Genomic DNA, 12,947 nt, shown 5'->3' with positions numbered 1-12,947 from the left:
CGCCGGGGCGCGCGCCGGACCGCGCCCTTCGCGGCGGGAGTCGGGGCCCGGGTGACGGCCGCGGGCGTGGGTGCCGGCGTGGGGGTGGGTGCCGGAGTAGGGGTCGGCGTGGGCGTGGGTGCGGACACCTCGCCCGTCGGCTCGGCGCGCCGCGCCGGAGGCTCCGGCGTGTCGGGGGCGGCGGGCTCACGTCGTGTCGCGGGCGGGGCCGACCGCGGCGCCTCGTCCTCGTGCTCGACGAAGGCGGGGATCGCCCGGGTGTCGTCGGGACGGAGCGCTCGCTTGCCGCCCTTCACCCGCCTGCCACCGCGCGGCGCCGGCGTCGCCGCGCGACGACGTCCGGCAGGCTCACTCACGGTGCGTGACCTTAGGGCATGTCTCCACATGCCCTACATCCGACGGTTGGCGAGGGACGGATTGGTCGAGCGCGCCTCGGCGAGCCGGGCGGCGTGCAGCGTCGCGGTGAGGATCTCCTCGCCGTCCCCGGCCTCGGCGACCACGTCGCCGAGCGGATCGACGACCATCGAGTGCCCGGAGTAGCGCGGCGCCGGCTGCCCGCAGGCGACGACGTACGCCGTGTTCTCGATGGCCCGCGCGCGCACCAGCGTCCGCCAGTGGTCGACCTTCCGCTCGCCGACGACCCAGGCGGCCGGGAGCACCAGCACCTCGGCGCCCTGCTGCACGAGGGAGCGGGCGAGCTCGGGGAAGCGCAGGTCGTAGCAGGTCATCAGGCCGACCGGCACCCCCGCGATCTCGACCACCGTCGGGTCGATCGGCCCGGCGCTGAGGCGGTCGGACTCGCGATAGCCGAAGGAGTCGTAGAGGTGGATCTTGCGGTAGCAGGCCGAGGAGCCGGTGCGGCCGTCCGCCGCGACGAGGGTGTTGTACGGCGTCGCGCCGGTGTCCTCGGCCGCGCTCCCCGCGCTGTTCTCGAACATGCCCGCGATCACCGTGGCGCCGCGGTCGGCGGCGACGCGGGCGAGCTCGCTCGCGAAGGGCCCGTCGAGCCCCTCGGCATGGGCGCCGAGATCGTCGTCGACCGGGCCGAAGTCGCGCTGGGAGGCCTCCGGCAGCACGACCAGCCCGGCGCCGCGCGGCACCAGCTCGTCGAGCCGCGCGGCGTTGACGGCCGGGTCCAGCGCCGACGCCGTCTGGATCAGGGCCACGTCGAGCCGGCTCCATCGGGTCATGCGCTCCAGCGTAGGGCTGACCAACACGCCATCACCCTCTAGATTGTCCCAATGCTGGACTCGTGGGCAGCGATCATCCTCGCCGGGGGGCGCGGCAGCCGGCTCGACGGCGTCGACAAGGCGGGCATCGAGGTCGGCGGGAGGACCCTCCTCGCCTGGACCCTCGACGCCTGCATCGACGCGAGCGAGGTCGTCGTGGTGGGCGACGTGGTGCCGTCCGAGCGACCGGTCACCTTCACCCGGGAGAGCCCGCGGTTCGGTGGCCCGGTCGCCGCGCTGCTGACCGGCGTCGACGCGCTGCTCCGCCGTCCGGCGTACGTCGGGGTGCTGGCGGTCGACATGCCCAACCTCTCGATGGGCACCATGCGCCGGCTCACCGACGCGGCCGAGGGCGGCGACGGGTCGGTGCTGGTCGATCCGACGGGGCACCGCCAGCTCGCGCTGGTGCTCCGCCGCGACCGGCTGATGGAGATCCGGCCGAGCCACGAGGCACAGCACGCCATGGCCCTGCACCGCCTCCTCCTGCCGCTCTCCCTCGTCGAGGTCCCCGCCGTCGGCGCCGAGCACCGCGACATCGACACCTGGAGCGACCTCCGCGACCTCGAGGACTCCTGACACCCCGAACGCCCCGAGCGCCCTGAGCGGCCCCGAGGCCCGGATTCGTGCGCGTGGATAGCGTGGAGCGCATGCAGGCTGTGCTGGCACCCGAGCCCGGAGGGCCCGACGCCCTCGTGCTGACCGAGCTTCCCGACCCGGAGCCCGCACCCGGCGAGGTGGTGATCGACGTCGCGGCCGCCGGGCTCAACCGGGCGGACCTGCTCCAGCGGCAGGGCCACTACCCGCCACCGCCGGGCGCGAGCGACGTCCTCGGCATGGAGTGCAGCGGCACGATCGGCGCGGTCGGGGAGGGGGTGACCGAGTGGCAGGTCGGCGACGAGGTGTGCGCGCTTCTCGCGGCGGGCGGCTACGCCACCCAGGTCGCCGTGCCCGCCGGCCAGGTGATGCCGATCCCGGCCGGCGTCGACCTCGTCACCGCCGCCGCCCTGCCCGAGGTGGCCGCCACGATCTGGTCGAACATCGTCATGCATGCGGGCCTGGCCGAGGGCGACCTCCTCCTCGTCCACGGCGGCGCCGGCGGCATCGGCTCCTTCGCCATCCAGCTCGCCTCCGCGCTCGGCGCGCGGGTGGCCACGACCGTCGGCTCTGCCGAGAAGGCGGCGTACTGCCGCGAGCTGGGCGCGACGTGGACGATCCCCTACCGCGAGGAGGACTTCGTGGAGATCGTCCGGGCCGAGGGCGGGGCCGACGTCATCCTCGACAACATGGGCGCGAAGTATCTCGCCCGCAACGTCCAGGCCCTCGCGGACGGCGGCCGGCTCGTCATCATCGGGATGCAGGGCGGCACCAAGGCGGAGCTCGACATCGGCGCGCTCATGCGCAAGCGCGGCTCCGTGATCGGTACGACGTTGCGCTCGCGCCCGACCGACGGCCCACGCGGCAAGGCGGCGATCTGCGCCGAGGTGGTCGAGCAGGTCTGGCCGCTGGTGGCGTCCGGCCGGGTGGTCGCCCAGGTCGGGCGGACCTTCCCCCTCGCCGAGGTCGCCGCCGCGCACGCGTGGATGGAGTCGGGCGACCACACCGGGAAGATCCTTCTTAGGGTGGAGCCATGAGCCAGCCCATGAGTGAGCAGCCCGAGCAGACGCCCGTGATCCTCGATTCCGCCACCGAGGGGGAGGACGACGGCGAGCGCTCCATCGCCGACCTCGTCGAGCAGCCCGCGAAGGTGATGCGGATCGGCTCGATGATTCGCCAGCTCCTCGAGGAGGTGAAGGCGGCGCCCCTGGACGAGGCCAGTCGCGCACGGCTCAAGGAGATCCACCAGGCCTCGATCAAGGAGCTCGAGCAGGGTCTCGCCCCGGAGCTCGTCGAGGAGCTGGACCGGCTGACGCTGCCATTCGGCGAGGAGGCGCCGAGCGAGGCCGAGCTCCGGATCGCGCAGGCCCAGCTGGTCGGCTGGCTCGAAGGGCTCTTCCACGGGATCCAGACGGCGATCTACGCGCAGCAGGTCGCCGCGCGGGCGCAGTTCGAGCAGATCCGCCGGGGGCTCCCGCCGGGCGCGAGCGCCGCACCGGAGCCGGGTGCGGAGCCTCAGGCGGCCCCCGGCCATCCGGGCGGGCTCTATCTCTGAGAGCGTGTCGGGAACGAACGCGGGGAGTGCGCGGTCAGGCGAAGCGGCGGCGCACCAGGAACCAGCCGAGCAGGCCGGCCAGAGCGAGCGCGATGCCGGGGGCGGCGGCGCGGAGCGCGGGCGTCGGGGTCGCGTCGCCGACGAGCTGGAAGTCCACCTCGGGCGTCGCGGGCTCGGCGTTGAGCGGCGTGCCCTCGCCGAGCGCGGCCTGGACCTCGGCCATGAGCGCGTCGGTGGCGAGCGCGGTCCCGGAGGCTCCGGACGCGACCAGCTGACCGCCCTTCGCCGTGACCATGAGGACGTACGTCGACCCCTCGGTGAGGGCGCCCAGACCGCACGACCCGGCCCGCGTGCGGACCTGGACGACCGACGCAGCGACGTCGCCCTTGAAGATCCGGTCGACGGCGATCGGCGTGTGGAAGGCCGCTCCGTTGGCGGTGCCGGCACCGGCGACCCCCGTGAAGACCGCCTGCGCGTTGCCGATCGCGGTGGCCGTGTCGGGGTGCGCGCAGGCCGCCGCGGCAGGCGCCGCGAGCGAGCCGAGGCCAGCGACACTCAGCACGGCGCCGACGAGCGCGAGGGCCGCGAGCGGCCGGAGTCTGCGGAGCACGCGCCCCATCCTCACAGACCCAGCAACTCCGCGAGAACCTTGGCCACCCCGTCGTCGTCGTGGCCGGGCGCGAGGTGGGTCGCGCAGGAGACGACCTGCGGGTGAGCGTCGGCCATCGCGTAGGACAGCCCCGCCCAGGTCAGCATCGGCAGGTCGTTGGGCATGTCGCCGAAGGCGACCACGTCCGCGGCGGCAACGCCGAGATCGTCGCAGACCATCTTCAACGTCGATGCCTTGGTGACGCCTCGCGCGCTGATCTCCAGCAGGGGGAAGGACGAGTGCGTCACCTCGACCACATCCCCGACGAGCTCCGTGGCGGCCGCGACGAACTGATCCGGGTTCGCGCCGTCGCGACGGGCGAGGAGCTTGAGGACCGGCTGCGCGAGGATCCGCTCCAAGCGGTCTTCACGCACCGGGGGCAGGCGGCGGCCGTGGGTGTGGCCGGTCTCGGTCGACCAGCCTTCCACCGTCTCGACGGAGAAGAGCACATCGGGCATCGACTCCCGCAGCGTCCCGGCGACGGCGAGCGCGACCTCGGCGGGGATCATCCGCTCCAGGCACGGCCCGTCGGCCGCGACGTCCCACACCAGGGCGCCGTTGGTCACGATCGCGAGGCCGTGGCTGCCGACGTACGGGAAGACCTCACGCGCCCACCGGAGCGGCCGCCCGGTCACGAAGACGACGGGCACGTCGCGGCGGTCGAGCTCCGCGAGCACCGAGGCCGTGTACGCCGACACCGACCCGTCCGACCGGACGAGCGTGCCGTCGAGGTCGGTCGCGACCAGGCGCGGCGTCGTTGCCGCGGCGAGACCTGACTCTGACATCCCCGCCATTGTCTCCCCTCGCGCCTACGGCGTCGCGGTCTAGACCAAGGCACCCCAATCACAGCGATTTCTCAGCGAAGCGGCCCGTTCCGGCCTAGGGTCCCGATCAACCCGCCGGACTGCCCGGCGGACGAGGCCGACCGGCCTCTCACCTTGTGGACGTGGACCATGCCGAAGTCGTCGCTCACCGCCAAGCTCGCCACCCTGATCGCCGCCGGTGCCATGGCGCTGGCCGGCCTGGCGGTCGCCGAGCTCCCCGCCTCCGCCGCCGCTCCCGCCAACGACAACTGGTCGGCGGCCGTGGCGCTCACTCTGGGCTCACCCGTCACGGGCACGACCGTCGGAGCGACCGCCGAGGCCGGCGAGCCGTCGCTCTTCGACGACGGGCCCTACGCGTCCGTCTGGTATCGCTACACGCCGGCCTCGTCCGGCCTGGTGCGGATCTCGACCGAGGGCAGCGACTACGACACCACCCTGGGCGTCTACACCGGGAGCTCGGTCAGCGCCCTGACCGAGGTCGCGACCAACGACGACAGCCCCGACGCGACCTGCTCCGACGCGGCCTGCAACGACCTGTGGAGCTCGCTCGCCTTCGCCGCCACCGGCGGCACCACCTACTACGTCGTGGTCGACGGATACGACGGTGACACGGGCTCCTTCGACCTGGCGGTCACGCCGGTGACCGGCAACGCGATCACGGGAACGGTCCGCGGGCCCGGCGGCACACCCCTCCGGGGCGTCCAGGTCGAGGCCTACCGCAGCACGGAGGACGACGACGAGTACGGCTCGGCCACCACCGCGGCGGACGGCTCCTACGTGATCACCGGCCTCGGCGCCGGCACCTACGGGGTGTACGCCTACCACGGCGACAACAACGTGGTGAGCGCGACCTACGGCGACCCCGTGACCGTGTCCGACGACGCCGTCAGCACCGGCATCGACTTCTCCCTGGTCGCCGGCGGCATCGTCTCCGGCGTCGTCACCAGCGCCGCGGGCGGGGGCGCGCTGGAGGACGTCTGCGTCGACGCTGACGGCGACGACGCCTACGGGTCGGCGGTGACCGACGCGACCGGGCACTACTCGGTCGTGGGGCTGGCCACGGGCGACTACGACCTCTGGTTCTACGACTGCGGGGACAACAACGTCCTGACGGCCAGATACCCGTCCTCGGTGTCGGTCACCCAGGGCTCCACCACCTCGGGCATCGACATCGCCCTCCAGGCAGGTGGCATCGTGACCGGCACGGTCTCGTTCGCCAACGGGATCCCCGCGGAGGACCTCTGCGTCTATGCCGGACAGGCGGAAACGGACGACGGGGAGGAGTACTTCTCCGCCTACGCGGGGGCCTGGACCGGCGCCGACGGCACCTACCGCATCGACGGCCTGGCGAGCGGGTCGTACGTCATCATGTTCGCCGACTGCGCCGAGGAGTACGGCGACGACGAGTTCCTGGAGTACTACGACGACGCCACCTCGCTCGACGACGCGACGCCGGTGAGCGTCACCGCCGGGCAGACCGTCTCCGGCATCGACGCGCAGGTCGTGGTGGACAACCCGGCCACCACGGAGAGCACCAGCAGCGCCAGTGCGAGCGCCACCGCGTCGAGCACGGCCACGACCACCGCGACGACCACCGCGACGAGCACCCCCAGCAGCAGCAGCACCAGCGGTGGCGGCAGCACGACGACGCCGCCGTCGGCCGCCTGCGTGGGCGCCAAGTCCGCGCTCGCCGCCGCGCAGGGCTCGGTGTCCAGCGCGCAGGCAGCCGTGACCAAGCTGCAGAAGAAGGTCAAGAAGCTCAAGAAGGCGCACAGCAAGAAGAAGCTGAAGAAGGCGAAGAAGCAGCTCGCCAAGGCCGTCGCGGCCCTCAAGAAGGCGAAGGCAGCGCAGGCCAGCGCCGCCGGCGGCGTCACGGCCGCCTGCCGGGTGAAGCCCTGACGGGTCGCGTCGCCGCCCCTCGTGTGAGTGTCAGGCCGGCCCCTGGGCCTGCCTGACACTCACGAGGCGGGGAACCAGCGGTCGATCTCGACGGCGGCGCCGTCCTCCTCGACGGAGAGGGTGACGACGTCGGCGATCTCCTTGACGTCGTCGGTGGCCTGGCCCATGGCGACGCCGCGGCCGGCCCACTCGAGCATCTCGATGTCGTTGCGGCCGTCGCCGATGGCGAGCACGTCGGACGGCTCGAGGTCGAGCTGGTCGAGCACCCAGGTGAGGCCGGCGGCCTTGGAGATGCCCACCGGCGCGAGGTCGAGCCAGGCGGTCCAGCCCACGTGGTAGCTGATCCCCGTCAGCCCGAGCCGACGGCCGGTCTCGAGGAAGTCGTCGGGGGAGAGGCTGGGCTCGCGGATCACGACACGCGAGACCGGCCCGGCGACCATGTCGTCGACGGTGGCGATGATCTGGTCGCCGGTCAGCTCGCCGGGCGGGAAGGGCCGGTTGACGCGGTAGCCGACGCCGCGCTCCTCGACCGCGACCAGCGCCTCGGGGTGGATCGCGAGGATCTGCGCGACCGCGTCGCTGGCGTCGAAGGTCTCCTCGTGGACCAGCTCGGTCGGAGGGTGCCGCACGACGACGGCTCCGTTGGAGGCCACGATCCACAGCCGCTCCTCGCCGTCGAGGGGCAGGCCGAGCAGCTCGGCGACGCCGGTCATGGCGTGGGCGCTGCGCCCGGAGGCCAGCACGATGTGGGCGCCGGCGCGGGCGGCGCGCTGGATGGAGGCGCGTACGCCGTCCGAGACCACCTCACGGGTGGCCCCCTCGCCCGGGATCCACTCGAGGAGGGTGCCGTCGATGTCGAGGGCGATGACGCGCGGCTGCCAGCCGGGGGGAACGGGAGGCTTCATCAGCGGGCGACCGGCTCCAGGACCTCGCGGCCCAGCCACTTCTGCAGGGCCTTCGGCACGCGGACCGACCCGTCGGCCTGCTGGTGCGTCTCGAGGATCGCGACGATCGCGCGGGTGACGGCGGTCAGGGTGCCGTTGAGCGTGGCGACCGGCACGGTGGCGCCCCCACCCTCGGGCCGGGTGCGGATGTCGAGGCGACGCGACTGGAACTCGGTGCAGTTCGACGTGGAGGTCAGCTCGCGATACTTCCCCTGCGTGGGGATCCACGCCTCGAGGTCGTACTTCCGCACGGCCGACGAGCCGAGGTCGCCGGCCGCGATGTCGACCACCTGGTAGGCCAGCTCGAGCTTGTCGAGGAAGGCCTTCTCCCACTCCAGCAGCCGCAGGTGCTCGGCGGCCGCGTCCTCGAGGGTGGTGTAGACGAACATCTCGACCTTCTCGAACTGGTGGACCCGGATGATGCCCTTGGTGTCCTTGCCCGCGCTGCCGGCCTCCTTGCGGAAGCAGGAGGAGTAGCCGGCGTAGCGCCGTGGCAGCGTGGTCACGTCGAGGATCTCGTCGGCGTGGTACGCCGCCAGCGGCACCTCCGACGTGCCGACGAGATAGAGGTCGTCGACCTTGTAGACGCCCTCGTCGACCTGGTCGAGGAAGCCGGTGCCGGACATGGCCTCGGACCGCACCAGCGCGGGCGCGATCACCGGGGTGAACCCGGCCTCACGGGCCTGTTCCATCGCGAGGTTGATCAGCGCGAACTCCAGCTCGGCGCCGACGCCGGTGAGGAAGTAGAAGCGCGAGCCGGACACCTTGGCACCGCGCTCGAGGTCGATGGCGCCGAGGAGCTCGCCGAGCTCGACATGGTCGCGTGGGGTGAAGCCCTCCGCACCGAAATCGCGAGGAGCACCCACCCGCTCCAGGACGACGGAGTCCTCCTCGCCGCCCGCCGGCGTGCCGTCCTCGACGACGTTGGGGATCGCCCGGAGCGCCGCCTCCCAGGCGGCCTCGGCCTCGCGGTTGGCCTCCTCGAGCCGCTTGACCTCGGCCGACAGCGCCTTGGTCCGGGTCAGCAGCGCGGCCTTCTCCTCGCCCTGCGCCCGGGCGACCTGCCCGCCCAGCTGCTTCTGCTCCGCCCTCGTCGCCTCGTACGCCGCGATGGCGGCCCGTCGGGCGGCGTCGGCGGCCAGCGCCGCGTCCACGACATCGTCGCTCGCGCCCCGTTTCGCCTGAGAGGCGCGGACGCGGTCGGTCTCGTCACGGAGGATGCGGGGGTCGATCACAGTCGGAGCCTAGTGGTCGTGCCGTGGGCGGGAGCCAAACCTTGGGGTCCCTCCCCCATGCCAAGCGCCTCCGGCCGGGCGGAGGGTGGCACCATGCGTCTCCTCTCGGCCCTGCTCGTGCTCGTCGGGTCCCTCCTGCTGCTCCCCTCGCCGTCGTACGCCGCGACGAAGCGAGCCGACCTCGTCACCGCCTCGCTCACCGCACCGGCCACCATCACCGCCGGCGCGCCCCTGACGATCACGGTGAACGTCCGCAACACCGGACAGGCCTCCGCGAAGGCGAGCACCCTGCGGCTGACCCTCGGCTCCCTCAAGACCGCCGTCACGGTGCCCCGGCTCGCCAAGCGGAAGGCGAAGACGCTCACCGCCCGGCTCACCGCCCCCGCCGCCGGCCGCTACACCCTCACCGCCTGCGCCGACGCGACCGCGAAGGTCAAGGAGAAGAGCGAGCGGAACAACTGCCGCACGCGCACGCTCACCGTCGTCGCGGCGCCCAGCACGACCGCGCCGACCACGGCCCCCAGCACGCCGAGTGGCGACCCCACCGACGAGCCGACCGACGAGCCGAGCACCGAGCCCGGCGACGCCGATCCGGCGTCCATCTCCCTGACCGCGAGCGGTCCGGAGACGGTCACGATCACCTCTTCCGGCGGCACCGTCTCGCTCCACGTCACGGTGACCAACATCGGCGCGGTGGCGGTCCGGCCGAACTACTACGCCGCCGTCCGGAGCGAGGGCGGCAGCACCCTCGGGCAGATCAGCGGCACCGGCGAGGCCGACCTCGCGCCCGGCGCCAGTCTCACCTGGGACCTCGAAGTCCCGACCAGCCGACCAGCCAACCCCTGGTGGCACCCCGGCAGCCTCTATGTCTGGGCCCGCGGAGACCGCTCCCCCCAGCTTCCCGGCGAGGGCGTCGACGGCAACGTGAGCTACGCCGACGCCACCCTCCCCCTCGCCTTCGACGTCACCTCGCTGCCCGATCTGGAGATCACCGACCTGACCGCGACCGACATCTGGACCCGCGCCGGCAGCAGCGGCACCACCACGGTGACCGCGACGGTGACCAACGCCGGCACCGATGTCGAGAGCCCCTACGCGGCACTGGCCGCGATCATCTCCGACGGCACCGGGACCGGTGCGACCACCGACACCCTCCCCGAGGACCCGTACGACACCAGCGGCTTCTACCTCGACGGCGACTTCTGGGGCTACATCCAGCCCGGTGAGAGCGTCACCCTGACCCGGACGCTGACCTGGTCCGGCGCGGTCCCGGACAGCCCCCGGTACGTCGTAGCCTGCACCCGCGCCCCCATCGACGTGGACCCCGCCCACGAGTGGAACCGCGAGTTGGACACCACCAACAACTGCGCCCACACCACCGTCGGTTTCGAGGATCTCGACCAGCCGATCAGCGCCTCGGGCGCGGGCACCGACTTCCCGCACACGCCCGCGCCACTGGCACTGCGAGCGGTCGACGCCGTGGCGTGGACCAACCCCTGGGCCTACACCAGCGGCACCGCGATCGACGGCCCGGTCAACGCCGGCTACGACCTCGGCAACGGCGTGACGATGGACATCGCCCTCCCGGCGGACATGCTGCTGGAGGACAACACCCTCACCTACTACCCCGCCACCGTGAGTGACGTCGACGACGATCACCCGCTGCCGTTCACCCCGGTGGCCGCCTACTACCTGGCTGCCGACGACAACCTCGTCCCGAGCCACCCGTGGAGCACCACCTTCCACCTGCCCGAGGGCATCCCGGCGGCCGACCAGGTCGTCTTCGTCGCGGACGCCGATGGCGGCAACCTGCACCTCGCGCCGATCCTCCCCGGCAGCGACGACCGGACGGTGACCCTCAACCTCCGCCAGTTCGGCATCGTCGGCGTCGGCACCGCCACCGCGGAGCAGCTCGCCACATTGCAGGCCGCCTGGCCGACGTACGACGACCAGCAGCTCGACCACGCGCTCGGGGTCGCCTCGCAGACGAGCCGCTCAGCTGCCCGCGTTGCGCGCTCGAGCCGCGCCGCCGCCCAGGCGTCCGGCACCATCAGCGACGACGCCCAGCCGCTGATGGACTACTACGACGGCATCCTCGTGCCGGCGTACAACACCGCCCTGAACGCCGGGGCCGACACGATGATGTCGACAGTCCAGATGATGCTGGCCTGGTCGCGCCAGGTGGCCCTCCTCGGTCTGACCGAGGACCCCGTCGTCGGCCCCGCCGAGGCGACGATCATGCCCCGCATTCTCGATCTGACCCACCGCTACATGGACCTCTCGATCACCTCCTGCGCCAACGGGGGCGGCCTCGACGCGCTCCGCACGCTGCTGGGCGCGATCCGACAAGAAGCGTTACTGGGCGACGACTACCGCACCGCCGACGCGCAGAGCACCATCCCGCTCTGCTCCACCTTCGGCGTCGACGTCTCGCTCGACTGGGACGTCCAGACCACGCAGTCCAGCAGCGAGTCCGCCGTGACCGGCGGCGGCGAATACTGCACCGGGTTCCCCGACTTCCACCGCCAGTGGGACATCTCCCAAGGCGGCACGCTGACCAGCAGCGCCCAGCTCACCTTCAACCCGACCGGCTCCAAACCGGGCACCGACGCCGACGCCCAGCAGAGCCTCAACTTCGACCGCTCCGGCTCCGGCTTCGACCTCGACACGTATGCGTACGCCGCGTGCCCGACCAACGACTGGACCTGGTCCGAGAGCGGTGCCTCGGCCCCCACCGACGCCAGCGTGCGGATGCGGCTGGACCGCTTCGGCTTCGACCGCGCCGCCAACGGCGAGACCACGATGCGGCTCTCGCTCCTGCCCCTCGGCAGCTCGACGGTCTCCACCACGCGCCACACCACCGATGCGACCGGGACCAGCGACGGGGACTCGGAGGTCGACGTCTGGCGACCCGGAACGCTCGGTTTCACCCTGACCCGTGGCTCCGACGGCTACGTCTACGACCAGGACAAGACCACCGACTCGACCTGGACCGACGACCGCATCGCGATGGGCGGCCCCAGCAGCTCGGGCGTCCCGCTCTCTGAGGCGACCGGCGCCCAGACGCTGCAACTCGGTGCCCACATCACCGCCAGCAGCCCCCTCGGCTGAGCAGCATCATGCGAACTCGTCTCCTGGCGACCGCCGCTCTCGCCCTGGGGTTGATCGGACTCCACCCGCTGCCGTCGTACGCCCGCTTCGACGCGCTCGACGACTCCCGCACCCAACTGGCTCGCGATCTCGGCATCCGCGCCGAGCAGGGAGCCTGCCAGAGCCAGTCGTCGTCGGCGGCGGCGATCAGGTTCGTGGTCGGGACCGCGCGCCTGCTTCGCAACCAGGACGACAACGATCTGGCCGACGAGGTGATGACCAACGGCGGGCTGGGCTCCCTCTGTGCCTACCTGCTCCTCCACGTCACCCAGGACTGGACGATCGACCAGACCGGGACTAGCCCCCGGCAGGAGTCCGGCTCGCTCGCGACCGGGTATCCGGCCGGCACCTGGGACACCAGCGGCTGGGCCCTTCCCTCCGCGGCGCTGGGGTGGTCGGCGTACTCCGCGCCGTCCACGGTCCAGGCCTGCCAGTCCGGCGAGTACCGCACGAGCTACGCCGCGGGAGACGGCAGCACGGTCGGGGTGACCTTCGGCTCCTACGGCCTGACGCCGCTGCGCGGGGGCGGCACCACGGCGCCCACCGCGCTGGTGCGGCTCTACGCCACCAACGCCGACGCGGCCGGGACCGCCACGCTGCCGACCCGGGCCGTGAGCCACACCGGCGGCTGTGACGGCCTCGCCGACAGCACGACGACCGAGACGATCGGCGACCCGCCGTTCAGCGACCCGGAGGCCATCGCCCCGGCTGACCGGGCCGCGCAGGGCTGGGGCGGCGAGTTCAGGCTCTCGGGCGACTACCGGATGACCCACGACTTCGCGCTCACGACCAGCAGTCCGGTCAGCGACGGGACCCGAACGGTGACCGAGCACTTCACGGTGCTCATCCAGCCGACCTGACCGGCGAC

12 protein-coding genes are annotated in these 12,947 nt (G+C 72.6%); 6 read left to right on the top strand and 6 right to left on the bottom strand.

What is annotated here, in order from left to right:
- Window positions 1-356, bottom strand: a 356-nt coding sequence (locus tag QM572_RS10350; RefSeq protein ID WP_415092751.1) for a hypothetical protein, incomplete at its 3' end; no start/stop codon positions are given.
- 33 nt (window positions 357-389) lie between these two features.
- Window positions 390-1,190: a carbon-nitrogen hydrolase family protein gene (locus tag QM572_RS10345; RefSeq protein ID WP_415092749.1), complete on the bottom strand. Its 801-nt coding sequence runs from the start codon at window positions 1,188-1,190 to the stop codon at window positions 390-392.
- 51 nt (window positions 1,191-1,241) lie between these two features.
- Here QM572_RS10345 and QM572_RS10340 point away from each other — a divergent pair, with 51 nt between their 5' ends.
- The 3 genes from QM572_RS10340 (at window position 1,242) to QM572_RS10330 (ending at window position 3,378) form a co-directional block, all read left to right on the top strand.
- The gene (locus tag QM572_RS10340) at window positions 1,242-1,805 is read left to right on the top strand and encodes a molybdenum cofactor guanylyltransferase (RefSeq protein WP_415092748.1); all 564 of its coding nucleotides are present in this window, start codon (window positions 1,242-1,244) and stop codon (window positions 1,803-1,805) included.
- A gap of 71 nt (window positions 1,806-1,876) precedes the next feature.
- Complete coding sequence (locus tag QM572_RS10335; RefSeq protein WP_415092746.1) at window positions 1,877-2,860, top strand: NAD(P)H-quinone oxidoreductase; 984 nt, start codon at window positions 1,877-1,879, stop codon at window positions 2,858-2,860.
- The gene (locus QM572_RS10330) at window positions 2,857-3,378 is read left to right on the top strand and encodes a bacterial proteasome activator family protein (RefSeq protein WP_415092744.1); all 522 of its coding nucleotides are present in this window, start codon (window positions 2,857-2,859) and stop codon (window positions 3,376-3,378) included. Before QM572_RS10335 ends, QM572_RS10330 begins: the two co-directional genes overlap by 4 nt.
- Window positions 3,379-3,412: 34 nt before the next feature.
- On the opposite strand, the gene QM572_RS10325 is transcribed toward QM572_RS10330, so the two are convergent.
- Both QM572_RS10325 and QM572_RS10320 read right to left on the bottom strand, forming a co-directional pair.
- On the bottom strand, window positions 3,413-3,988 hold the full coding sequence (locus QM572_RS10325) for a hypothetical protein (RefSeq protein ID WP_415092742.1): 576 nt from the start codon (window positions 3,986-3,988) through the stop codon (window positions 3,413-3,415).
- Between the two features lie 11 nt (window positions 3,989-3,999).
- The gene (locus QM572_RS10320; protein ID WP_415092740.1) at window positions 4,000-4,812 is read right to left on the bottom strand and encodes an HAD family hydrolase; all 813 of its coding nucleotides are present in this window, start codon (window positions 4,810-4,812) and stop codon (window positions 4,000-4,002) included.
- Between the two features lie 168 nt (window positions 4,813-4,980).
- Here QM572_RS10320 and QM572_RS10315 point away from each other — a divergent pair, with 168 nt between their 5' ends.
- A complete protein-coding gene (locus QM572_RS10315) occupies window positions 4,981-6,750 on the top strand; it encodes a carboxypeptidase regulatory-like domain-containing protein (RefSeq protein ID WP_415092738.1) in 1,770 nt (589 codons plus the stop codon).
- 59 nt (window positions 6,751-6,809) lie between these two features.
- On the opposite strand, the gene QM572_RS10310 is transcribed toward QM572_RS10315, so the two are convergent.
- Window positions 6,810-7,655: an HAD family hydrolase gene (locus QM572_RS10310; RefSeq protein WP_415092736.1), complete on the bottom strand. Its 846-nt coding sequence runs from the start codon at window positions 7,653-7,655 to the stop codon at window positions 6,810-6,812.
- A complete protein-coding gene (gene serS / locus QM572_RS10305; RefSeq protein WP_415092734.1) occupies window positions 7,655-8,929 on the bottom strand; it encodes a serine--tRNA ligase in 1,275 nt (424 codons plus the stop codon). The genes QM572_RS10310 and serS overlap by 1 nt, the downstream gene beginning before the upstream one ends.
- A 93-nt stretch (window positions 8,930-9,022) precedes the next feature.
- Between serS and QM572_RS10300 the strand changes: the two genes are divergently transcribed.
- Together QM572_RS10300 and QM572_RS10295 are read left to right on the top strand one after the other, a co-directional pair.
- On the top strand, window positions 9,023-12,040 hold the full coding sequence (locus QM572_RS10300) for a CARDB domain-containing protein (protein ID WP_415092732.1): 3,018 nt from the start codon (window positions 9,023-9,025) through the stop codon (window positions 12,038-12,040).
- Between the two features lie 8 nt (window positions 12,041-12,048).
- Complete coding sequence (locus QM572_RS10295) at window positions 12,049-12,939, top strand: hypothetical protein (RefSeq protein WP_415092730.1); 891 nt, start codon at window positions 12,049-12,051, stop codon at window positions 12,937-12,939.
- Window positions 12,940-12,947 lie beyond the last annotated feature (8 nt).

Origin of the sequence: Nocardioides sp. (assembly GCF_047607365.1) — a bacterium.
In the GTDB taxonomy this organism is placed as follows: domain Bacteria; phylum Actinomycetota; class Actinomycetes; order Propionibacteriales; family Nocardioidaceae; genus Nocardioides.
The sequence above is the reverse complement of the archived record's forward strand: the minus strand, read 5'-3'. Positions and strand labels throughout refer to the sequence as shown.

Bases quoted from the DNA above. Each gene is read 5' to 3' on its own strand.
- QM572_RS10340 (WP_415092748.1), top strand. From the start codon at position 1,242: ATGCTGGACTCGTGGGCAGCGATCATCCTCGCCGGGGGGCGCGGCAGC.
- QM572_RS10330 (WP_415092744.1), top strand. From the start codon at position 2,857: ATGAGCCAGCCCATGAGTGAGCAGCCCGAGCAGACGCCCGTGATCCTC.
- QM572_RS10345 (WP_415092749.1), bottom strand. From the start codon at position 1,190: ATGACCCGATGGAGCCGGCTCGACGTGGCCCTGATCCAGACGGCGTCG.
- QM572_RS10335 (WP_415092746.1), top strand. From the start codon at position 1,877: ATGCAGGCTGTGCTGGCACCCGAGCCCGGAGGGCCCGACGCCCTCGTG.
- QM572_RS10310 (WP_415092736.1), bottom strand. From the start codon at position 7,655: ATGAAGCCTCCCGTTCCCCCCGGCTGGCAGCCGCGCGTCATCGCCCTC.
- QM572_RS10315 (WP_415092738.1), top strand. From the start codon at position 4,981: ATGCCGAAGTCGTCGCTCACCGCCAAGCTCGCCACCCTGATCGCCGCC.
- QM572_RS10320 (WP_415092740.1), bottom strand. From the start codon at position 4,812: ATGTCAGAGTCAGGTCTCGCCGCGGCAACGACGCCGCGCCTGGTCGCG.
- QM572_RS10300 (WP_415092732.1), top strand. From the start codon at position 9,023: ATGCGTCTCCTCTCGGCCCTGCTCGTGCTCGTCGGGTCCCTCCTGCTG.
- QM572_RS10295 (WP_415092730.1), top strand. From the start codon at position 12,049: ATGCGAACTCGTCTCCTGGCGACCGCCGCTCTCGCCCTGGGGTTGATC.